Annotated in this window: 21 protein-coding genes; 8 read left to right on the forward strand and 13 right to left on the reverse strand. The window is 70.6% G+C overall.

Going from position 1 to position 21727, the window contains the following annotated elements; translation table 11 throughout:
• Nucleotides 1–9 precede the first annotated feature (9 nt).
• Nucleotides 10–465: a DUF3093 domain-containing protein gene (locus tag AB0I68_RS30765; RefSeq protein WP_363180636.1), complete on the forward strand. Its 456-nt coding sequence runs from the start codon at nt 10–12 to the stop codon at nt 463–465.
• A 33-nt stretch (nt 466–498) separates the two neighbouring features.
• Here the strand turns inward: AB0I68_RS30765 and AB0I68_RS30770 are convergent, their stop codons facing one another.
• The 4 genes from AB0I68_RS30770 to AB0I68_RS30785 all read right to left on the reverse strand — a co-directional run bounded on the left by AB0I68_RS30770 (nt 499) and on the right by AB0I68_RS30785 (nt 4028).
• Nucleotides 499–1431, reverse strand: coding sequence for a hypothetical protein (locus AB0I68_RS30770; protein ID WP_363180637.1), 933 nt, complete (start codon nt 1429–1431; stop codon nt 499–501).
• A gap of 12 nt (nt 1432–1443) precedes the next feature.
• Nucleotides 1444–1740, reverse strand: a complete 297-nt coding sequence (locus tag AB0I68_RS30775) for a DUF4193 domain-containing protein (protein WP_053676268.1) — start codon at nt 1738–1740, stop codon at nt 1444–1446.
• 384 nt (nt 1741–2124) lie between these two features.
• Nucleotides 2125–3369: a HAMP domain-containing sensor histidine kinase gene (locus AB0I68_RS30780; RefSeq protein ID WP_363180638.1), complete on the reverse strand. Its 1245-nt coding sequence runs from the start codon at nt 3367–3369 to the stop codon at nt 2125–2127.
• Nucleotides 3370–3374: 5 nt separating this feature from the next.
• Complete coding sequence (locus tag AB0I68_RS30785; protein ID WP_363180639.1) at nt 3375–4028, reverse strand: response regulator transcription factor; 654 nt, start codon at nt 4026–4028, stop codon at nt 3375–3377.
• Between the two features lie 244 nt (nt 4029–4272).
• On the opposite strand from AB0I68_RS30785, the gene AB0I68_RS30790 reads away from it, so the two are divergent.
• Nucleotides 4273–4437, forward strand: a complete 165-nt coding sequence (locus AB0I68_RS30790; protein ID WP_352214225.1) for a hypothetical protein — start codon at nt 4273–4275, stop codon at nt 4435–4437.
• Nucleotides 4438–4552: 115 nt separating this feature from the next.
• Here the strand turns inward: AB0I68_RS30790 and AB0I68_RS30795 are convergent, their stop codons facing one another.
• Nucleotides 4553–5353, reverse strand: coding sequence for an inositol monophosphatase family protein (locus AB0I68_RS30795; RefSeq protein WP_363180665.1), 801 nt, complete (start codon nt 5351–5353; stop codon nt 4553–4555).
• 15 nt (nt 5354–5368) lie between these two features.
• A complete protein-coding gene (locus AB0I68_RS30800) occupies nt 5369–6538 on the reverse strand; it encodes a ferrochelatase (protein WP_363180640.1) in 1170 nt (389 codons plus the stop codon).
• Between the two features lie 186 nt (nt 6539–6724).
• On the opposite strand from AB0I68_RS30800, the gene AB0I68_RS30805 reads away from it, so the two are divergent.
• Together AB0I68_RS30805 and AB0I68_RS30810 are read left to right on the forward strand one after the other, a co-directional pair.
• Nucleotides 6725–7990 carry an MFS transporter gene (locus AB0I68_RS30805; RefSeq protein ID WP_363180641.1) on the forward strand — a complete coding sequence of 422 codons (1266 nt, stop codon included), beginning with the start codon at nt 6725–6727 and terminating at the stop codon, nt 7988–7990.
• Nucleotides 7932–9269, forward strand: coding sequence for a D-arabinono-1,4-lactone oxidase (locus tag AB0I68_RS30810; protein WP_363180642.1), 1338 nt, complete (start codon nt 7932–7934; stop codon nt 9267–9269). The genes AB0I68_RS30805 and AB0I68_RS30810 overlap by 59 nt, the downstream gene beginning before the upstream one ends.
• Nucleotides 9270–9276: 7 nt before the next feature.
• On the opposite strand, the gene AB0I68_RS30815 is transcribed toward AB0I68_RS30810, so the two are convergent.
• A complete protein-coding gene (locus AB0I68_RS30815; protein WP_363180643.1) occupies nt 9277–10047 on the reverse strand; it encodes a hypothetical protein in 771 nt (256 codons plus the stop codon).
• Nucleotides 10048–10584: 537 nt separating this feature from the next.
• Here AB0I68_RS30815 and sepH point away from each other — a divergent pair.
• On the forward strand, nt 10585–11610 hold the full coding sequence (gene sepH / locus AB0I68_RS30820) for a septation protein SepH (RefSeq protein WP_363180645.1): 1026 nt from the start codon (nt 10585–10587) through the stop codon (nt 11608–11610).
• A 419-nt stretch (nt 11611–12029) separates the two neighbouring features.
• On the opposite strand, the gene AB0I68_RS30825 is transcribed toward sepH, so the two are convergent.
• On the reverse strand, nt 12030–12893 hold the full coding sequence (locus tag AB0I68_RS30825; RefSeq protein WP_363180646.1) for a sulfurtransferase: 864 nt from the start codon (nt 12891–12893) through the stop codon (nt 12030–12032).
• Nucleotides 12894–13068: 175 nt separating this feature from the next.
• On the opposite strand from AB0I68_RS30825, the gene AB0I68_RS30830 reads away from it, so the two are divergent.
• Entirely contained in the window at nt 13069–13866 is a 798-nt protein-coding gene (locus AB0I68_RS30830; protein WP_363180647.1) for a VOC family protein, read from the forward strand.
• Between the two features lie 32 nt (nt 13867–13898).
• Here the strand turns inward: AB0I68_RS30830 and AB0I68_RS30835 are convergent, their stop codons facing one another.
• Nucleotides 13899–14345, reverse strand: coding sequence for a type II 3-dehydroquinate dehydratase (locus tag AB0I68_RS30835; protein WP_363180648.1), 447 nt, complete (start codon nt 14343–14345; stop codon nt 13899–13901).
• A 465-nt stretch (nt 14346–14810) separates the two neighbouring features.
• On the opposite strand from AB0I68_RS30835, the gene AB0I68_RS30840 reads away from it, so the two are divergent.
• Complete coding sequence (locus AB0I68_RS30840; RefSeq protein WP_363180649.1) at nt 14811–16127, forward strand: LuxR C-terminal-related transcriptional regulator; 1317 nt, start codon at nt 14811–14813, stop codon at nt 16125–16127.
• Between the two features lie 36 nt (nt 16128–16163).
• On the opposite strand, the gene AB0I68_RS30845 is transcribed toward AB0I68_RS30840, so the two are convergent.
• From AB0I68_RS30845 to AB0I68_RS30860, 4 genes are all read right to left on the reverse strand, one after another.
• Nucleotides 16164–17018, reverse strand: a complete 855-nt coding sequence (locus AB0I68_RS30845) for a metallophosphoesterase (RefSeq protein ID WP_363180650.1) — start codon at nt 17016–17018, stop codon at nt 16164–16166.
• A gap of 87 nt (nt 17019–17105) precedes the next feature.
• Nucleotides 17106–18443: a cation:proton antiporter gene (locus AB0I68_RS30850; protein WP_363180651.1), complete on the reverse strand. Its 1338-nt coding sequence runs from the start codon at nt 18441–18443 to the stop codon at nt 17106–17108.
• Nucleotide 18444: 1 nt separating this feature from the next.
• Nucleotides 18445–19239, reverse strand: a complete 795-nt coding sequence (locus tag AB0I68_RS30855) for an alpha/beta fold hydrolase (RefSeq protein WP_363180652.1) — start codon at nt 19237–19239, stop codon at nt 18445–18447.
• Nucleotides 19240–19445: 206 nt separating this feature from the next.
• Entirely contained in the window at nt 19446–20222 is a 777-nt protein-coding gene (locus AB0I68_RS30860; protein WP_363180653.1) for a class I SAM-dependent methyltransferase, read from the reverse strand.
• A 335-nt stretch (nt 20223–20557) separates the two neighbouring features.
• On the opposite strand from AB0I68_RS30860, the gene AB0I68_RS30865 reads away from it, so the two are divergent.
• The gene (locus AB0I68_RS30865) at nt 20558–21625 is read left to right on the forward strand and encodes a methyltransferase (RefSeq protein WP_363180654.1); all 1068 of its coding nucleotides are present in this window, start codon (nt 20558–20560) and stop codon (nt 21623–21625) included.
• Nucleotides 21626–21727 lie beyond the last annotated feature (102 nt).

The following is a 21727-nucleotide window of genomic DNA, read 5'->3' on the forward strand; positions in this document are numbered from 1 at the left end:
CTTGGCGGTATGCAGCTCTCCCCCGCGCACCACGACGAACGTCTGACCGCCCCCCGCTCCTGGTGGGGCATCGCCGTACTCATCGGCCTCGCGTGCGCGCTGATGCTGCTGCCGCTGGGCACGCTGCCGCTGCTGGCCGGGCTGGTCGGGGGCACCGCGCTGGCGGGGATGCTGGTGAGCTCGTACGGCTCCGCGCGCGTGCGCGTGGTGAACGGTGCGCTGGCCGCCGGTGACGCCCGGATCCCGGTGGCGGCGCTGGGCGAGCCCGAGGCGCTGGACCCGGAGGAGACCCGCGCCTGGCGGACGTACAAGGCGGACACCCGCGCCTTCATGCTGCTGCGCAGCTACGTCCCGACGGCGGTGCGCATCCCGGTCACCGATCCCGAGGACCCGACGCCGTACGTCTACGTCTCCACCCGCGAGCCGCAGGCCCTGGTCTCGGCGATCCGGTCGGCCAAAGGCTGATCGGCCGGGGGCCGGAGCGGGGTCAGGCCGGGGTCAGGCCCGGGGCCATCCGAAGGGCCGTTCGTCGGCCGACGCCTCGAGGGCGGCCCTGGCGGCCTCGGGAAGGGGCTCGGAGGGCTGCTCAAGGGGCGGAAGCTGCGGCAGCGAGTCCCACGCCACGGCCCGGCTCCGCAGGTCGGCACGGACCTTCTCGGCGACTTTCCGGGTGTCCCGGTGGTTCATGACCGCGCCGACGGCCGCGCCCACCATGAACGGCAGCAGGATCGGCAGGTTGCGGACGGTCCGCTTCATGATCTGTTGGCGCAGTTCGCGCTTCATCTGACCGCCGAGCGCGATGTTCAGCGTCGTCGGCTTCGTCAGGTCCACCCCGCGCTCCTCCGTCCACGCGGTCAGGTAGGCGAGGCTGCGGTCCTTGAGGTTCCCGGGCGGCCGCAGGCCGTACACCTCGTGGAGCTCCGCGATGAGCTTCAGCTCGATCGCCGCGACCCCGGTGACCTCTGCGGCCAGCTCGGCCGCCATCGCGGGCGGCACCGGCAGCATGGCTGCGGCTCCGATGCCCGCACCCACGGTGGAGGTGCCGTACGAGGCGCCCGCGATCAGCTTGTCGGCAAGCTGATCGGGACCGAGGCCCGGGAACTGCGCGCGCAGGGTCGCGAGGTCCCGAACCGGAACGCGCGGTGCGTTCTCGATGACGCGGTCGGCGATGAGCAGGACGGCGGCCCTGGCATGTTCGCCGCCCTTGCGCACACCGCTCTTGACGGCTTGCAGCCGACGAGCCCCGGACCTGCGCCGGGCCGCCTCGTCGGACGCTGTGGCCGACGGCACCGCCGCGGCGGTGTCTGAGGACACGGCGGGCACGCCGGGGGCTCCTGGGCCCGTTTCCGGGCCCGTGGCTCCCGCCTGCGTCTCCACCGGATCACCAGCTTTCCGGAAGCGCCGCTTCCGAAACGGTGTCGAGCCGGTCACGGCCGACACCTCTCAGTCGCAGTCGCGGCAGATCGGCTGACCGTTCTTCTCTCGTGCCAGCTGGCTGCGGTGGTGCACCAGGAAGCAGCTCATGCAGGTGAACTCATCGGCCTGCTTGGGCAGCACCCGGACGGCCAGTTCCTCGTTGGAGAGGTCCGCGCCGGGGAGCTCCATGCCCTCCGCCGCGTCGAAGTCGTCGACGTCGACGTTCGAGGACGACTTCTCGTTGCGCCGGGCCTTCAGCTCTTCAATGCTGTCGTTGTCGACGTCGTCGTCGGTCTTGCGTGGGGTGTCGTAGTCCGTTGCCATTGTTCGCTCTCCCCCTCTGGGATTTAGCGGTGTCTCAGCGCACGTAACGCGCGAGAGGCCGGACTTGTGCCCGACCTGAGGCGGAGATTTTGCCTCACATCAAGGTCTGTTACTCAATCGACACCCAGCCGCACGCCTGAAGGAGCGATTGGCTGGGATGACGACCGGGACCGTACACGGTCCGGGGGCCGTCTTGCACAAACGCCACCCCGTGTATTTCCCGCCGTTCGAGGGGCGGGAAACCCGGACTTCCCGGGCTTTCCGGCCTCCTCTGGGGTCACCGAACGCACATGACCCAACACTCGACAATGTGATCGATCACACAGCCGACACGCTCCCCACCTCCCAACTATTCAGCCAACAGCGAACAAGCGGCACGGGGACTCACAGGGGCAAAGTGACACGCATCACGAGGCCACCGCCCTCGCGCGGTGTCGCCGAGATCCGCCCGCCGTGTGCGCGCGCCACAGAGCGCGCGATCGACAGGCCGAGCCCCACACCCTTGTCGCTGCCCGTGCGCTCCGTACGCAGCCGCCTGAAGGGCTCGAAGAGGTTGTCCACCTCGTACGCGGGAACGACGGGACCCGTGTTCGACACCAGGAGGACCGCCTGGCCGTGCTGGGACTCCGTTGCGACCTCGACCCAGCCGTCCGCCGGCACGTTGTACCGGACGGCGTTCTGCACCAGGTTGAGCGCGATCCGCTCCAGCAGGACGCCGTTGCCCTGGACCACGGCCGGCGCCCGCTCGCCGCGGATCGCCACGCCCTTCGCCGCCGCCTCCCCGCGCGCCTGGTCGATGGCGCGCGAGGCGACCTCCGCCAGGTCCACGGGCTTGCGCTCGACTATCTGGTTGTCGCTGCGCGCCAGCAGCAACAGGCCCTCGACCAGCTGCTCGCTGCGCTCGTTGGTGGCCAGCAGCGTCTTGCCCAGCTGCTGGAGCTCCACCGGCGCACCCGGATCCGACAGGTGCACCTCCAGCAGCGTCCGGTTGATCGCCAGCGGGGTGCGCAGCTCGTGCGAGGCGTTCGCGACGAACCGCTGCTGGGCCGTGAAGGCCCGCTCCAGCCGGTCGAGCATCTCGTCGAAGGTGTCGGCGAGCTCCTTGAGCTCGTCGTCCGGCCCGTCCAGCTCGATCCGCCGGGTCAGGTCGGAACCGACCACCCGGCGGGCGGTCCGGGTGATCTTGCCGAGCGGCGAGAGCACCCGTCCGGCCATCGCGTAACCGAACGCGAAGGCGATGATGCTGAGGCCGAGCAGCGCCATCAGCGACCGGCTGAGCAGGTCGTCCAGCGCGTGCCGGCGCTGCTCCAGGATGCAGGTGTTGATCGCCGCGTTGAACTGGTCGTGCGTCTGGCCCGTACCGACCACGCCGGGGCAGGTGCTGGTGACCTGGATGTCCGTACCGCCGACGATCTTGAACGGCAGTCCGTTGCCCTCGCGCAGTGCCTGCGCAGCCAGCAGGTAGATGATCGACAGCAGCAGGATGCCGGCGATCAGGAACATCCCGCCGTACAGCAGCGTGAGGCGTATGCGGATGGTCGGCCGCAGCCAAGGGAAAGGACCCTCGGGCTGGCCGGGGTCCCACGTCGGTCTCGGCGGCACCGTTGGTGGTGCCGGGGTCGCCGCCACCCGCGTCAGATCCGGTAGCCGGAACCAGGCACGGTCACGATGACCGGCGGCTCCCCGAGCTTGCGCCGCAGGGTCATGACCGTCACCCGCACCACGTTCGTAAAGGGGTCGGTGTTCTCGTCCCATGCCTTCTCCAGCAGCTGCTCGGCGGAGACGACGGTCCCCTCGCTCCGCATGAGAACCTCCAGCACCGCGAACTCCTTGGGCGCCAGCTGCACCTCTCTGCCCTCACGGAACACCTCGCGCCGGTTCGGGTCCAGCTTGATGCCGGCCCGCTCCAGTACGGGGGGCAGCGCCACGGTGGTGCGCCGCCCCAGGGCGCGCACGCGGGCGGTCAGCTCGCTGAACGCGAAGGGCTTGGGCAGGTAGTCGTCCGCGCCGATTTCAAGGCCCTCGACCCGGTCGCTCACATCACCGGACGCCGTCAGCATCAGCACGCGGGTGGGCATGCCGAGCTCGACGATCTTCCGGCAGACGTCGTCGCCGTGCACGAGCGGGAGGTCCCGGTCGAGCACGACCACGTCGTAGTCGTTCACCCCGACGCGCTCCAGGGCCGCGGCACCGTCGTACACGACGTCCACGGCCATGGCCTCCCGGCGCAGCCCGGTGGCCACCGCATCGGCGAGCAGCTGCTCGTCCTCGACGACGAGTACGCGCACGTCGTTTCCTTCCATCGAGCCCTGAGGGCACACGTGTCTTGCGTCGTCCATCCTGCCGGTTTCAGCCGTAAACCGGCTGTAAGGCGCCGCTCAGGGGCTTGCGAGGGACGGAAGTGAGGATTCCCTCGCCTCTCGAGGTTTCTGGGCCCAGGGTGCCGGGGAGGACGTCAGCACACCCCATCCACTCCCTGACGGCGGACAGCCACGTGCCGCCGCCTACCCACGAAGAGGGGGCGAACCCACCATGGACGCATTCACCGCGGGTCTCCTGCAGCGCATCCGGGCCACGCAGTCGGACCTCAAGCAGGCCCGTGAGACGGGCGACGACTTCCTCGTGGAAGTGGAGCAGGCGGAACTGGAAGATCTCCAGCGCCTCGCCGCCGAACACGGAGTCGCCGTCTCCGCCTGATGGCCTTCCCAGTCCAGCCCGAACCCCGGCGGCCGCACGCGGCAGCCGGGGTTCCCTCATGCCGGGCCCCGGCCGTACGGGCCCCGGCCGGGCCCGGCCTGCCGCCGCCCGGCCCTCAGTCGTGCCAGGCCCCGGCCTCTTCCAGCAGCGGCTGCAGCGACGCGAACACCGCCGGTGTGGCGGCGAGCGCCAGCTCCCCGGAGGCCGGCCGGCCGGGCCGCCCGCCCGTGACCGCCCCGGCCTCCCGGGCGATCAGCTCGCCCGCGGCCAGGTCCCAGGGGTTGAGGCCCCGCTCGTAGTACGCGTCCAGCCGCCCGGCGGCCACGTCGCTGAGGTCCAGCGCGGCCGACCCGCCCCGCCGGATGTCCCGCACCTTCGGAATCACCCGCTGCGCGACGTCCGCCTGCTGCTCCTTGCGCGCCTGGAGGTACGCGAACCCGGTGGCGACCAGTGCCTGGTCCAGCGGCGCGGCCGCCCGGCACGCCAGCCGGGCCTCCCCCAGCCACGCCCCGCCCCCGAGCACCGCGTGGTACGTCTCGCCCCGCATCGGCGCCGCCACGACCCCGACCACGGTCTCGCCCTCGTACTCGGCGGCGATCGACACGCTCCAGCTCGGCAGCCCGTACAGGTAGTTGACGGTGCCGTCCAGCGGGTCCACGACCCACCGCACCCCGCTCGTCCCGGGACTGTCCGCGCCCTCCTCGCCCAGCAGCCCGTCCGCGGGCCGCCGGCGCGCGAGGATGCCGGTGATCAGCTTCTCCGCGGCGATGTCCATCTCGGTCACCACGTCGATCGGGCTGCTCTTCGTCGCCGCCACCGCGAGATCGGCCGGCCGGCCGTCCCGCAGCAGCTCCCCGGCCTGCCGGGCGGCGTCCAGGCCCACGTCCAGCAGTTCGGCCTTCAGTTCTTCGGAGATCACGGTCCGGCCTTCCTAGGCGTACGGGCTGTCGGCGCCCGCGGCCGCCGGCCGGGGCCCGCGCGCCGGGCAGCAGCCCACCGCGCACAGATCGTGGCTGGGACCGAGCAGCCCCAGCGCGCACCGCTCCACCGGCTCGCCCCGCTCCGCCGCGGCGCGCTCCAGCACCAGTTCCCGCACCGCCGCCGCGAACCGCGGATCGGCCCCGACCGTCGCCGACCGGGCGATCGGAAGCCCCAGCTCCGCGGCCTTCGCCGTCGCTTCCGTGTCGAGGTCGTACAGGACCTCCATGTGGTCCGAGACGAACCCGATCGGCACCATCACCACGGCCGGCGCCCCGGCCCCGTGCAGCGCCTCCAGGTGGTCGCAGATGTCCGGCTCCAGCCACGGGATGTGCGGGGCGCCGCTGCGCGACTGGTAGACGAGCTCCCAGGGCAGCTCCGCGCCCGTCTCGGCCCGCACCGCGTCCGCGATCACCTGCGCGACGTCCAGGTGCTGCCTGACGTACGCCCCGCCCTCTCCGTCGGCGGTGTGCTCCTCGACCGGGCCGGACGTGTCGGCGGCGGCGGTCGGGATCGAATGCGTGGTGAAGGCCAGGTGCGCGCCGGCGCGCACCTCCTGCGGCAGCGACGCGAGCGCGGCGAGCACCCCGTCGATCATCGGCTGCACGAAGCCGGGGTGGTTGAAGTAGTGCCGCAGTTTGTCGACCTCCGGCAGCTCGGCGACGCCCTCCCCGGCCAGCGCCGCGAGCGCGTCCGCGAGGTTCTCGCGGTACTGGCGGCAGCCCGAGTACGAGGCGTACGCGCTGGTGGCGAGCACCGCGATCCGGCGGCGCCCGTCGGCGGCCATCTCCCGCATCGTGTCGGTGAGGTACGGAGCCCAGTTCCGGTTGCCCCAGTACACGGGCAGGTCCAGCCCGTGCTCGGCGAAGTCCTTGCGCAGCGCGTCCAGCAGCTCGCGGTTCTGCCCGTTGATCGGGCTGACCCCGCCGAAGCCGAAGTAGTGCTGCCCGACCTCCTTGAGCCGCTCGCGCGGGATGCCGCGCCCGCGCGTGACGTTCTCCAGGAACGGCACGACGTCGTCGGGTCCCTCGGGGCCGCCGAAGGAGAGCAGCAGGAGGGCGTCGTAGGGGGCCGCGAGGCCTTCGGCCGCGGGCGCGTCGGGGACACGGAGCTGGTCTGCCATGCGTCGAATCCTGCCACCCGGCGTGTGCGCGGGAGAACCGTCCGGTCCGGATGCCGGGACGCGCGACAGGTAAGGTGACCCTAAGTTCCACTGCTCGAAAGATGCCGGTGCCGAATCTTCCCCGTGCGGGTGCCGTATCGGCGGTCGTAACCTGTACGGGCCAATGACGTCCCTTACGGAGAGACCTTGCCCAGTCCCTACCGCGCGATCTTCGCGGCGCCCGGCACCAAGGCCTTCAGCGCCGCCGGCCTCATAGGCCGGCTGCCGATATCCATGGTGGGCGTCGGTATCCTCACGATGATCTCCGAGATCACCGGGCGCTACGCGATGGCCAGCGCCCTCACCGGCACTCTGGCCCTGGCCGCCGCTTTCGTCGGCCCCCAGGTGTCCCGGCTGGTGGACCAGTACGGGCAGCGGCGGGTGCTGCGCCCCGCGACCCTGATCTCCGTAGCCTCCGTCACCGGCCTGGTGCTGGCCGCGGCGAACGGACTCCCCGACTGGACCCTCTTCGTCTTCGCGGCCGTCGCGGGCTGCGTGCCGAGCGTCGGCTCGATGGTCCGCGCCCGCTGGACCGTGCTCTACCGCGACGCGCCGCGCGAGCTGCACACCGCGTACTCCTTCGAGTCCGTGGTGGACGAGGTCTGCTTCATCTTCGGCCCGATCCTCGCCATCGGGCTGTCCACCACCTGGTTCCCCGAAGCCGGACCGGTGATCGCGGCCGGCTGCCTGCTCGTCGGCGTCTGGCTGCTCACCGCGCAGCGCGCCACCGAGCCGGCCCCGCACCCGCGCAGCCAGGACGGCGGCCGGACCTCCGCCCTGCGCTCCCCCGGCCTCCAGGTGCTGACGGCCACCTTCGTGGCGACCGGCGCGATCTTCGGGTCCATCGACGTGTCCACCCTGGCCTTCGCCGAGGAGCAGGGCGACAAGTCCTCCGCCAGCTTCATCCTGGCCATCTGGGCGGCCGGATCCTGCCTGGCCGGCATCGTCTTCGGCCTCCTCCACCTCAAGGGCCGGACCGAACGCAGGTGGGTACTGGGCATCTGTGCGATGGCCGTGAGTATGATCCCCCTCCTACTGGCCGGGAACCTTCCGTTTCTGGCCGTGGCGCTCTTCGTCTCGGGCCTCGCCATCGCTCCCACGATGATCACCACGATGGCCCTGATCGAGGCACACGTACCACGCGCGCAGCTCACCGAGGGCATGACCTGGATCACCACCGGCCTCGCGGTCGGTGTCGCGGTCGGCTCCTCCGTGACCGGTCTGGTCATCGACGCGGCCGGGGCCCAGCGCGGGTTCGTCGTCTCGGTCTCGTCGGGGGTGGCCGCGGCGGCGGTGGCGTTCGCGGGTTACCGTCGGCTGACGAGGCCGGCGCAAGGGGAGGAGCCAGCCAGCGATGGGGACGGCGACAGCAGCAGGGAAGAACGGGCCGGGGACACCGGCCGCGTGGCATAACTGGGCGGGCAACGTCACGGCCGCACCCGCCCGCGTCGTGACCCCGGCCTCGGTCGGGGAGCTTCAGGAGGCGGTGCGCCGGGCCGCCGAGGACAGGCTGAAGGTGAAGGCGGTCGGCACCGGCCACTCCTTCACCGCGGCCGCCGCCACCGACGGGGTGCTCGTACGCCCTCAGGCGCTGGCCGGGATACGGGAGATCGACCGGGCCGCCGGCACCGTGACGGTGGCCGCGGGCACGGTGCTCAAGGACCTGAACCAGGCCCTGGCCCGGGAGGGCCTGTCGCTCACGAACATGGGCGACATCATGGAGCAGACGGTCTCCGGCGCCACCAGCACCGGCACCCACGGCACGGGCCGCGACTCCGCCTCCATCGCCGCCCAGATCCGCGGCCTGGAGCTGGTCACGGCGGACGGCCGGGTGCTCACGTGCTCCGAGAAGGAGAATCCGGAGGTCTTCGCGGCGGCCCGGATCGGCATCGGAGCCCTCGGCATCGTCACCGCGATCACCTTCGCCGTGGAGCCGGTCTTCTTCCTGACCGCCCGTGAGGAGCCCATGGGCTTCGACCGGGTGACCTCCGAGTTCGAGCAGCACTTCGCGGAGAACGAGCACTTCGAGTTCTACTGGTTCCCGCACACCGGCAACTGCAACACCAAGCGCAACAACCGCAGCCAGGGCCCCGCCGCCCCGCCCGGAGCGGTGAGCGCCTGGGTCGAGGACGAGCTGCTGTCCAACGGCATCTTCCAGGCCGTCAACTCGCTGGGCCGCGCGGTCCCGGCGGCCATCCCCTCCATCGCCCGGATCGCGAGCCGCGCCCTGTCCGCGCGTACCTACACGGACATCCCGTACAAGGTGTTCACCAGCCCGCGCCGGGTGCGCTTCGTGGAGATGGAGTACGCCCTCCCGCGCGAGCAGGTGGTCGAGGCGCTGCGGGAGCTCAAGCGGACGGTCGACCGCTCCGGGCTGCGGATCAGCTTCCCGGTGGAGGTGCGGACGGCTCCGGCGGACGACATCGCGCTGTCGACGGCCTCGGGGCGGGAGACCGCGTACATCGCGGTGCACATGTACAAGGGCACGCCGTACCAGGCCTACTTCACGGCCGCCGAGCGGATCTTCACCGCGCACGGCGGGCGGCCGCACTGGGGCAAGGTGCACACGCGGGACGCGGAGTACTTCGCCCGGGTCTACCCGCGCTTCGGCGAGTTCACCGCGCTGCGGGACCGGCTGGACCCGGAGCGGCTGTTCGGCAACGACTACCTGCGGCGGGTCCTGGGAGAGTAGCCCCGGCTCAGGGAGCGTCCTGCTGCCCCTTTCCACTCGGGGTCGGCGTCGGGGTGGGGGTGGGGGTGGGCTTCGGGCTCTGCGTCGGCGGGCCCGGACTCGGTGCCGGGCCCCCGGAGTCCGAGGAGTCCGACGAGTCCGAGGACGACGGCTCGGGGCTCGGGCCCCGGCCGCCGTGCGGACGCGAAGGGCTCGGGGAGGCCCCGGACTCCGGGGTCGCCCCGCCCTTCCCGCCGGTGCCGGGCTCCTTCCCGCGGCGGGCCGGCTGCTCGTCGTCCACCTTGCGCGTGCCGCCGGACCAGATGGTTCCGCCGCCCTGGCTGATCGCCGTGCCGGAGAAGGCCTCGTAGGCGCCGAGGCCGCCGAGCGCGATGGCGAAGGCCGCGCCCGAGGCCACCGCGGTGCGCTTCCAGCCCCGTACGCGGGTGCCGTGCACGGTGGCCCGGCCGAACTCCTCGGAGGGCGGAACCGTGCGGAGCAGCAGGGTGCCGTCGGCCGCCTTCTCCTCGCGGGGCAGCGGGACCTGACGGGCCCCGGGGCGGGCGCTCTCGCGCAGCTGGTCGCCGGTGCGCTTGAAGAGGTACTGGATGACGGGGCCCCCGGCGGTGGCGAGCACACTCACCACGCCGGCGCCGAGGATGGTCCCGTAGACGCCCAGCTTCGAGGCGAGCAGGGCCGCCGCGACGGTGGCGAGGGAGGAGCCCGCGATCTGGGCCACGCTCAGATCGAGCTTCTCCTCCTCTGTCGCTTCGACTTCCGGCGCCGCCTTCTGACCCATCCTCATCCCCTGTGTCTGCTGCCTCTCGCGACCTCTCGCGCTTCACCGCTCTCAGCAGTTACTGACCGCCGAGCGAAATAGATGGTTCCGTTTCTGGGGATTCTGTGAAGCAAGACACCCGAAAACGGGTGCGGTCGCAGGTCCGGCCCAATTCGGGGCAGCCCAACTCCCGCCGCCCGCGACAAGTTCGGCGGCGCGGCGGTCCACCCAGGTGGCCCGAATGGAGTACTGTGGCGAGCCCTGGGGCCGTCCTTCCTTACGGATGTCCGGACTCGGGAGAGGGGGCCGACTGGTGAAGAAACGGCACTCGAGACCGGTGATGCCGCGGCATTGCACGGGTTCCTGATGCGCACAGTAATCTTTCAGTCACTGTGCGTGCCCAACAGGTAACCGTGCCATAACGGCGATCAAGGGCGTATGCCCGACACGCCGGTTGAACTCGGCAAGGTTGTGGCAGGCTGCACCCGGGCAGGCCACACTCGACTAGCGGAAGCAGCGACGCACGTGACGTCGGCAGGCACCACCCGGGAGGTCCCCATGCCCGAACTGCGTGTCGTGGCCGTCTCAAATGACGGCACACGACTGGTGCTCAAGGCTGCGGACAGCACGGAGTACACGCTTCCGATCGACGAGCGGCTGCGGGCTGCCGTGCGCAACGACCGCGCGCGCCTGAACCAGATCGAGATCGAGGTGGAGAGCCACCTCCGCCCCCGCGACATCCAGGCCCGCATACGGGCCGGCGCCTCCGCTGAGGAGGTCGCTCAACTCGCCGGCATCCCCGTCGACCGCGTACGCCGTTTCGAGGGCCCGGTGCTGGCCGAGCGCGCGTTCATGGCGGAGCGGGCTCGCAAGACCCCCGTGCGCCGTCCCGGCGAGAACACCGGACCCCAGCTCGGCGAGGCCGTGCAGGAGCGGTTGCAGCTGCGCGGGGCCGAGAAGGAGTCCGTCCAGTGGGACTCCTGGCGCCGCGACGACGGCACCTGGGAAGTCCTGCTGGTCTACCGGGTCGCGAGCGAACCGCATTCGGCCAGCTGGACGTACGACCCGCCGCGCCGGCTGGTCGTGGCCGTGGACGACGAGGCCCGCTCCCTGATCGGCGAGGCGGACGACCTGCCGGCGACGCCGGAGCCGAGCTTTCCGTTCGTGCCGAGGATCGCGCGGCTGCCGCGGGACCGGCCGCTGGACCGCGCCCTGGACCGCCAGCTGGAACGAACCCCCAACCACGCAGCGCCGGCGCCGGAGCCGGAGGAGGAACGGGACACGCTGACGAGCCTGCTCGAAGCGGTACCGAGCTTCCGCGGCGACCTGGTGGTCCCGGAACGCACCGAGCCCCCGGCGGAGGAGCCGGAGGCGGAGGAACCGCCGGCGGCCTCGGCGAGCGCCGGTGCCGGTGCCGCGTACGCGGACGTCCTGATGCCGCGCACGGTGGCGGGCCACCGCGACCGCCTGACGGGCACCACGGACCGCCAGGCGGAAGCCGACGGCGTCCGCCCGGGCCGCCGCGCGGCGGTCCCGAGCTGGGACGAAATCGTCTTCGGCACCCGCCGCAAGAAACAGGAATAGCCCCGCCGGCGTTTGCGGCGCGGGGTCGGGAGCGGAGGCCCGGAAAGCCGGGCGCACCCCGCAGCCGCCGGCCCCGCGGCGCCACCCCCACCGCGGCCCGGTACAGCCGGCCCCGGCGGCGTTTGCGGCGCGGGGCCCGGGGCGGAAACCGGACGCGGCCCGGGGGCGCTCGCGCCTCGGCCACCCCCACCGCGGGCCCGGCACACCGAGCCCGTCGGCGTTTGCAGCGCGGGGTCGGCCCCAGAAACCGGGCGCGGCCCGGGGGCGCTCGCGCCTCGGCCACCCCCACCGCGGCCCGGTACACAGGCCCCCCGGCGTTTGCAGCGCGGGGCCTGGGGCGGAGCCGCGGAAACCGGGCGCGGCCCGCGCCGCGCCCACCCCCACCGCGCTCCTGTAGACCCGGGCCGGGGCTCGACCGGCTACTGCGGGTCCGGACCCGTGGCCACCGGACGCTCCGGGTCCGAGGACCACTCCGACCAGCTGCCCGCGTACAGGGCAGCCGGAACCCCCGCCACCTCGAGCGCGAGCACCTCGTGCGCCCCCGAGACCCCCGACCCGCAGTACACCCCCACCGGTGCCTCACCCGAGGCACCCAGCCCGGCGAACCTCGCCCGCAGTACGTCCGCCGCGAGGAACCGGCCGTCCGCACCCACGTTCTCCGCCGTCGGCGCCGACACCGCCCCCGGAATGTGCCCGCCGACCCGGTCGATCGGCTCGACCTCGCCGCGGTACCGCTCCCCCGCCCGCGCGTCCAGCAGGATCCCGCTCCGCGCGAGCGCCGCCGCGGCGTCCGCGTCCAGCAGCCCCATCGCTCCCGGGTTTGGCTTGAAATCGCCCTCCGTAACGGTCACCGTGTCGGCCGTCATCGCTCCGCCCGCCGCCGTCCACGCGGCCAGTCCCCCGTTCAGCACCCGCACGTCCGTGTGACCCGTCCAGCGCAACAGCCACCACGCCCGGGCGGCGGCCCATCCCAGACCCCCGTCGTACACGACCACCGGCGCGTCCGCCGAGACCCCGGCCCTGCGCATCACCGCCCCGAACTCCTCCGGCTGCGGCAGCGGGTGCCGCCCGCCCGCCCCCGGCGGACCTGCCAGTTCGCGGTCGAGGTCCACGTACACCGCACCCGGCAGGTGGCCGGTCTCGTACTCGGACCGCAGGTCGGGGCCGCCCAGCTGCCAGCGGATGTCCAGCAGTACCGGCGGCCGGGATCCAGCCAGCTCGTCCATCAGTTCGGACGCGGAGAGGATCGCAGCGTTCACGGGGTTCGCGGAGTTCGCAGTCATGCGGCCCATTTTCCTCCCCGCTCCGCAGCCCCGGTAACAAGCCCGACATCGACAGGCCGCACCGATCCGGTCATCTCGCCCCGCTCCGTCGAAACCCGGCCGGTCGGGGCGCGCCGGACCCGCCGGAGTGGAAGCATCTGGTCCGGGATGAGCGACGACGGAGGAGACGGCTGACATGACCGAGGCACCGGAAGCAACGCGGCGCCCGCCCGGCACACCGTGCTGGTCGAGTCTGATGGTGCACGGCCTCGGGACCACCGAGGCCTTCTACACCGATCTTTTCGGCTGGGAGTACGAGCCCGGTCCCCAGGCCTTCGGCCCGTACGTCCGTGCCCTGCTCGACGGCCAGGAGGTGGCCGGCATCGGCGAGATGCCGCTGGACCGGCATCTTCCGGTGGCCTGGACCACGTACTTCGCCACCGACGACGCGGACTCGACGGCCGAGACGATCCGCTCCTGCGGCGGCACGGTCGCGGTGGGCCCGCTGGACGCGGGTGCCGCGGGCCGCCTGGCGATCTGCTCCGACCCGCTGGGGGCGATCTTCGGGCTCTGGCAGGCCGAGGAGCAGATCGGTACCCGGCTGCCCGGGGTCCCCGGCACCCCGGTCTGGAACGAGCTGGTCACCCAGGACACGTCGACCGTCGGCAAGTTCTACGAGCACGTCTTCGGCCACGAGGCCGAGACGCACGGCACGGCCTCCGCCGACTTCGACTACGTGACGCTGCTGCTGGACGGGCGCCCGGTCGCCGCCGTGCACGGGGTCGGGCGCTCCCTCCCGCACGACCGGGGTCCGCACTGGATGACGTACTTCGAGGTCGAGAACGCCGACACGGCCGCGGCCCGGGTCCACCGGCTCGGCGGGCGTGTCGTCCAGCCGCCCCGCGAGGGGCTGACCGGCAGGGTGGCCACGGTCACCGATCCGGAGGGCGCGGTGTTCACCCTCCTGGAGTCGCGTCCCGGAAACAGTCACTGACCGGCGGCCCTCGCCGGCCCTCGTCGTGATGGCTACGAGGGCCTGGCCTCGGACAGGTGCATCAGCGCCTGGGCGGCCAGGCGGTAGCCGAATGCACCCAGGCCGACCACGACACCGCTCGCCAGGGGGGCGATCACCGACTCGTGCCGGAATTGTTCGCGGGCCCATACGTTGCTGAGGTGCACCTCGACCCACGGCGGTGAATAGCTCGCCAGCGCGTCGCGAAGACTCCATCCGGCAATCATCAGGGCACCGGGATTGACGATCGCCCCGACCGTGGTGTCGGAATACCTGTGAATGGCGCCGACGAGGTCGCCTTCCGAATCGTGCTGGACGGAGCGAACCTCCCACCCCTTGACGCTCACTTCCCGGGCGACCGCCGCTTCGATGTCGGCGAGCGTATCCGTGCCGTATATCTCCGGCTCGCGGCGGCCCAGAATGCCCAGGTTGGGACCGTTCAAGAGAAGCACGGCACTCAAGGGGACACCTCGCTGTTCAATCCACCGGAGAGCTCCGGAACACCTCCATACTGTCGACGCCCTTCTCGGTGCGCCATCATCAGAATTGATAGTCCGTCGGGCACCCACGTGATCGTCGTCCTGACGGTCGGTGCTTCCACCCGGCGCCCACCGGGCCGGCTCTCGCGAAGGGCCGCGGCAAGAGGACCGCTGGGGACCGGCTCGATGCCGCGCGCGTCCGGTGCGAGGGCGATCCCGGCGGGCGGCGGACGCGAGAGCCCGTGGTGGGCGGCAGCCTCCCGTTCGCCGAGGCCGCCCGGCCCTCGCGAACCGAACTTCGCCCTTCCGGCAGCTGTCTTGATCTGCACTTGAGTCCGGCTGGAGCACTCCGTCCCTGTGGAGCCCGGTGCTGAATCATGACTGGCACGTCCACCGCCACCACTCGGACGAAGCGGCGCGACTGATGATCCGATGACAGGAGATGTGATGCTCGACTCTCTGATTCGCCTGCAGACGCCCCCGGTATTTTCCGTCATGCGCACCTGCCACGGCAACTCCTGCGAGACGGTCAGACTGTCCGAGCTCTCGTTTTCCGCCTGGTCGCGCGGCGAACTCGTCGAGGCAATTCGCCTGGCGGCCGTAGCCGCCCGGATCAACCCTGAATGCGCAGACAATTGCGTGGGGCCGGCCATGGTCTGGTATTCCGTACTGCTCGTCCGGGTCCGTGAACTCGCCTCCGGGGCGCGTGTACTCGCCGAGCTGGAGAAGCTGACGGCCCGCGCTGCGGAAACCGGCGGACTGGTGGCGGCTGCGCTGATCTGTTCGGCGGAACTCGCGTTCACCCGGGGAGATGTCGACTCCGCTGCCGATCTGGCGGGCCGGGGCGTCCACAGGGCGCAGCAGGCCGACCTCAACTCCCTGCTTCCCGACGCGCACACCATGCTGGCGCTGAGCGCTCTCCGGCAGGGCAACATGAGCGTGAGCCTGGACTTCGTCGATCAGCTGCGGCAGGACGCCCTTCTCGGCCGGACGGTCGACAGGCCCAGTCAGTGCGCCTGGGCCGCGGCCCAGTTCCTGGAAGTGCAGGGTGGCGCGAAGAGTGCTGCTCATCTCATCGCGGGCATCATCACGGACGACCAGCTCATCCTGGAGCTCCTGGCCTCGCAGCCGGCCGCTGCCGCCTGGCTCGTGCGGACCGCGAGGAAGCTGGGCGACGAATCCCTCGCCGCGCGGGTGGCCTCCGAGGCTTCCGAACTCGCCGCGCGCAACAGCGGGCTCCGGTCGATAGAAGCGGCAGCGGTACACGCCGACGGCCTGCTCGAAGAGAATCCCGAACGGGTCATCGCCGCGGCCGAATCGCATCTGGACCTGTGGGCGGGCGCGTCCGCCTACGAAGATGCCGGGACTCTCCTGTCCGAACTGGACCAGGAGCGGGATCGCGCAGTCGAGATCCTCGAACGGGCGGTGGAGGGGTACACGCATTCCGCGGCCCCGCGGGACGCCCGCAGGGTCGTGAGCAAGCTCCGCTCGCTCGGTGTGCGACGCGGCCGCTATCCGCAGTACGCCGGCCAGGACGGTGTGAGCGCCGGCACTCTCACCGTCACCGAGGCTGCGGTGGCCGAGTTGGTGAGCCAGGGGTTCACCAACTCCCAGGTCGGCGAACACCTGTTCATCTCCGGCCACACCGTGGCGTTCCACCTGAAGAAGATCTTCCGCAAGATGAACGTGGCTTCTCGTGTGGAACTGACGCGGACGTGGAGCCGTATTTCGAGTCCGGCTCCTGAGCTCGCACAGGTCGGCTGACGTCCGGCGGCGATCACCCGGTCGCCGGTCACCCGGTCATCCGGCCTCCACGGGCAGTATCCGGCGCAGCCTTCCCGGTGGATCCCGGCGCGTGCGCCACTCGCGGGGATATCCCACGGACACCTCTTCGAAGCGGACGCCCTCGTGGTACGTGGTCCGCGGGATGTGGAGATGGCCGTAGACCATGGCGGCCACGTTGAACCTGCGGTGCCAGTCGGCGGTCAGCCCGGTGCCGCACCACATGGCGAACTCCGGGTACCACAGGACGTCCGTCGGGTGCCGGTCGAGCGGGTAGTGGTTGACGAGGACGGTGGGCAGGTCGTCGGGGAGTTCGGCGAGCCTGCGCTCGGTCGCGGCGACCCGGGCCCGGCACCAGGCCTCGCGGCTCGGGTAGGGGTCGGGGTGCAGCATGTACTCGTCGTTGCAGATGACTCCGGTGCTGTGCGCGTAGGCCAGTCCCTCCTCCTTGGTGGTGCAACCGGCGGGCAGGAACGAGTAGTCGTACAGCAGGAACAGCGGCGCCACGGCCACGGGGCCGCCCGGCCCCTCCCAGATCGGGTAGGGGTCCTCGGGCGTCGTGACGCCCAGTTCGCGGCACAGCTCGACCAGGTATTCGTAGCGGGCGACACCGCGCAGGGTGACGGTGTCGCCCGGATGGGTCCACAGCTCGTGGTTGCCGGGGACCCACACGACCTTGCGGAAGCGGCTCGCGAGGGTCTTCAGGCACCAGCGGACGTCGGCCACGTTCTCCGCCACGTCCCCGGCCACCAGCAGCCAGTCGTTCTCCGAGCCGGGTGTCATCCCCTCGACCAGGGCACGGTTCTCGGCGTAGTTCAGGTGGAGGTCGCTGATGGCCAGCAACTGACCCGTACCGCCGGCTTTCCCGGTCATCTCTCGCTCCCTGGAGGTCATGCCTCTCTCCTCCTGGCACCCGTTGTGTGCCAGTCAAGCCCTCCGCTGGGGGGCGACGTCAAGTCCTCAGACCTTGGCGGGTGGTGGGGACGCCAGGTCGCGCGGCTTGCCGCTGCCCACGCCCATGCCCATTTCCGTCTCGGCGTTCTCCTCGATCCGGGCCATCGCGGCACGGAGAATGGGCGGCGCCATGAGCGAGGTCACGATCGCGACGAGGATGATGATGGTGTACGTCTCGGGGCCGAGAATGCCGAGCCGAAGCCCCACCATCGCCACGATCACCTCGATCACCCCGCGGGAGTTCATGCCGGCTCCGAGTGCGAGCGCCTCCCACCGGTTGAGCCCGCTCATCTTCGCGCCTATGTAGGCACCCGCGAACTTGCCGAGGATGGCCACGGCGAGCACCGCGCACGCCGCGGCCAGAACGACGGGCCTGGTCAGCGCCGTCAGGTCCATCCGGAGTCCGGCCGTGGCGAAGTAGATCGGGGCGAGGAGGGCCAGCACCGTGGTACGCAGCGGGGCCAGCTTCTCCTGGTCCAGCTCGCCGCTGGTGCCGATCAGTACGCCGCACACGAAGGCGCCGAAGACCGCCTCGAGTCCCATCGCGTGCGTCGCCACCGAGCCCAGCAGAACGATCAACGCCGCCATCGCAACGGTCGGCCCCGGCTGGGGGGACCGGTTGGCCGCCCTCAGCGCCATTCGCACCACGGGGCGGCCCACCAGCAGCGCGAACACCACGACGCCCAGGGGGTACAGCAGGGACACGGCGATCTTCCCGGTGGTGAGCCCGGCCGTTGCCATCGCCGAAACGATGGAGAGCAGGAACCAGCCGATGACGTCGTCGATCACGCCGGAGGCGAGCGTCAGTTGTCCGACCTCGCGGTGAAGGAGGTTCATGTCCAGCAGCATCTTGGCGATCACGGGGATCGCGCTGACGCACAAGGCCACTCCGAGGAACAGGGCGAACACCGTCGGGCTGGTGTCGCCCGGCAGGAACGAGGACGGCAGCAGGAGGCCCGTGCCGACGCCGAGCGCCAAGGGCAGGAGCAGACCGGCGAGACTCACCCGGACCGCGGTGGCCCCGCGCCGTTTGACGAGGTCGAATTTCAGCTCCATGCCGGTGACACCGACGAGCAGCAGAACACCGAGCTGACCCACTGCGTCAAGGAGGTGCATCTGCTCGGGCTGCTTCGGCAGCAGCCAGTCGGCGAAGTCGGGCAGCGTGTGGCCGAGAACCGAGGGACCGAGTATCACCCCCGCGAACAACTCGCCGACGATCGCGGGCATCTTGAACCACGCGGCCAGCTGCCCGAGGGAAAGAGCCAGGAGAAGGAGGAGCGCCAGCTGGAGAAGAAGCACCAGCAGCGAGTGGTGGGCAATGGCGGGTACGGGGACGGAGCTCATCTCACATCACCTCCGCTCGGGGCCTGCGAGGCATATCGATCCCCTGACGGTCCAGCCTCTCCGACAGCAGTTCGACCACGCGTTCGTTCTGTTCGGCGAGGAAGAAGTGGCCTCCCGGGAATACCGTGAGGTCCATCGGTCCGGTGGTGTGCTCTTCCCAGGCCGCCGCTTCGTCGATCGAGACCCGGGGGTCGCTGTCTCCGGTGAGCACCGTCACCGGGCAGTCCAGCTTCCGCCCGGGTTCGTACCGGTACGTCTCGACGGCGCGGTAGTCGCTGCGGATGGCCGGCATGATCATTTCCAGCAGTTCCGGGTCGGCCAGCATGGCCGCATTGGTGCCGCTCAGCTTCCGGAGCTCGGCCACCATCTGTGCGTCCGACCCCAGGTGGACCATGTCGTCGCGGTGGCGGGAGGGGGCCCGCCGGCCGGACGCGAAGAACCGCACGGGCGAGGGGAGGCCGGCGTCCTGCATGCGCAGAGCGAGCTCGTAGGCGAGAACGGCGCCCATGCTGTGTCCGAACAACGCCAGGGGCAGATCGTCGAGATGGCGCACGGCCGCGAAGATCTGGTCCGCCAGGTCGGGGATGCTGGGGATGTTCGGCTCGTGGCGTCGGTCCTGCCGCCCCGGGTACTGGATCGCCAGCACCTCCACCGCAGGCTCGAGCTCCTTGGACAGGGGGAAGTAGAAGCTCGCCGATCCGCCTGCGTGCGGCAGGCATATGAGGCGGACTTTGCTGTTCGGCGCCGGCGGGCGTCGCCGGACCCATTTCTCGAATTGCTCCACTTTTTTCGACATCTTCCAGAGCCTAGGGCGGGCTTGACGGGCTGGGCATCCCTCGATCTGATAGGCCGTCTCGAATCCGGCCGGACGTCCGGCGTTCCGGATCGTGCGAAATCTCCGGTTACGCCGATGAGTGGACCAGGTGAAACCTGGCCCACTCTGCCGGATGACGAAATGTTTCGCCTGCCGGACGAATCGGCAACGCCGGCGGCCGGTTACCGCTAACCGATGCGTTCCGCGGCGAGCTGCCAGACGGGAGCCTTGATCCGCCCCTGTGCATCGAGTTCGACGGAATCGATGGGATTCGAGGAGAGCGCCGGGTCGAAGCGGGCAAGCGATTCGCTGACGTCCTCCGTCTCGGAGGCCGCCAGGTTGATCAGCTGCCGAATGCTCTCGGGGGTGAGCGAGGTCTGGTACAGGACCGGGCGGAGCAAGGTGATGTTCCACTGCTTGCCGACGATCTCACGGAGGTTCTTCTCGCTGACGCGCTGTGCGACAGGAAAGACCGCGGGCAGCTCTTCGGCGAAGCAGAGCAGGTGCAGCCGCGCGCCGGGCTTGGTGGCGCGGTACAGCGCGTCCATGTAGCGGCGCTGGTTGTCCTCGGTCAGGCAGTGGTAGAGCCCGCTGTCGATGACCGTGTCGAAACGGTTCTCGTAACCGTCCAGGCTGGTCGCGTCGGCAACGGCGAAATCGACGTCGAGTCCCTTGGCGCGGGCCCGCTTCTGCGCCTCCTGGATGGCGGTCGGCGCCCCGTCGATGCCGGTGACCCGGTAGCCGCGTGAGGCGAGGAAGATCGCGTTGTCCCCGAGCCCGCAGCCGACGTCGATCACGTCGCCGCTGACCTGGCCCGCATCCTCGGCCGCGATCACGGCCGGCTGCGCATCGGCGATGTCCCACGGCGCGAGGATCCCGACCGGCGTGTCTCCCCGATATCCCTGGTAAACGGCTTCCAGGTTGAGGTGTTCCAGCGAGAAGTTCTCAAGGTTCTGTTCGGTCACGTGATCCTCCAGCGAGCGCCCCGAGCGAAATCGGCGGACCCATTTTGAATTGGTCGGGACCGGTGCCGATCCCGCGACTTGCATGATCCTTCCAGACCCTAGGACAGGCCTGACGGGCCGGGCATCCCTCGATCTGATAGGGCAATGCGCAACGCCTCGAGATACGAGGTGCGCTACCAGATCAAGGGATGCCCGGCCCGTCGCGCATTCCCTACCCTGAAAGGAAATTCTCGGCGAACGCACCGCCCGGTTCCGGGGCGTCGCCCGCGAGCGGGAGCGCGGCCGGTGCCGTCCTGAATCGTTGCGCGCTCGCCTGGCCCGAAGGAATGAGTGCAATGACTCCAGAAGACACGTTCATGCGGTTCCGCGAATACATGCTGGGACCGGCGAGGTTCATGACCCTGCTCTCCTGCTTCGAGCTCGGCATCATCGATGCGCTCCGGAAAGAGCCCGGCATGACCACGGACCGGCTCGGCGAGACCGTCGGCGCCACGGCGGGTGCCGTGGAACAGCTCCTCCACCTGCCGGTCAAGGAGGGGTTCATCTCGTACGACGAGGCTTCCGGCGGCTACGCGCTCGACGCTCTCGCGGACATCGCCGAGGCCGACCTCGGGCGGCTGCTCACCGTGATGGACATGATCAAGGTCGTCATGCTCAGGCAGATGTTCTACCTCACCGAGAGCGTTCAGACCGGCACGGTCGTCGGACTGGACAAGTTCTACGGGTTCAAGGGGAATCTGTACGAGGCCGTGGGCGAGCACAAGGACCTGCGCGAATCCTGGGCCACGATGATGGACGACGTCACCGCCCACGTGGATCCCTGGTTCTTCCGCAACCTCCGCATCCCAGCAGGCTCGAAGGTGCTCGATCTCGCCGGGAACACCGGTCTCGGAGCGATCATGACCTATCGGCTGAAGGCGTCGCCCGGGCTTCGCGTGACGACTTTCGACCTGCCCGAGAAGGAAGAGGAATGCCTCGAGACCTTCCGCGCCCACGGCGTCGAGAAGCACTGCTCGTTCATCGGCGGTGACGTCTTCGCAAGCGTTCCCAAGGGCTTCGACGTCGTCCTGATCAAGCACTTCCTGGACATGTTCGACAAGGAGGACGTGGTCAGGATCCTCACCAGCGTGAGCAATGCGCTGGAAGTCGGCGGGCAGGTCAACATCCTGGTGCCGGTGTACCCCGACGACGTCAAGGACCCCAGCAGCGCCGGCGTCGACCTCTTCCCCGTCTACTTCCTCTCCGGCGCCATGGGCAAGGGAGGGCCGCAGAAGCTGTCGACCTACCGGAGCTGGGTGGAGGAGTGCGGGTTCGAGGTCACGAAGACGGTGGCCCAGGATCTCACCAAGACACCGGGAGCCCTCATCGCGCACGGCATCCTGTGCGCGACGAAGGTCGCATGAGCGGGTGAACGCGGATGGGCCTGCGCGCCGGGTGTCCGCGGCCCCGGCAGGCCGGACCCGGTGCGGACCCGGCCCCCGCCGGCCGGGATCGGCCGGCGGGGG

The sequence above is a fragment of the Streptomyces sp. NPDC050448 genome (assembly GCF_040655295.1).
In the GTDB taxonomy this organism is placed as follows: Bacteria; Actinomycetota; Actinomycetes; order Streptomycetales; family Streptomycetaceae; genus Streptomyces.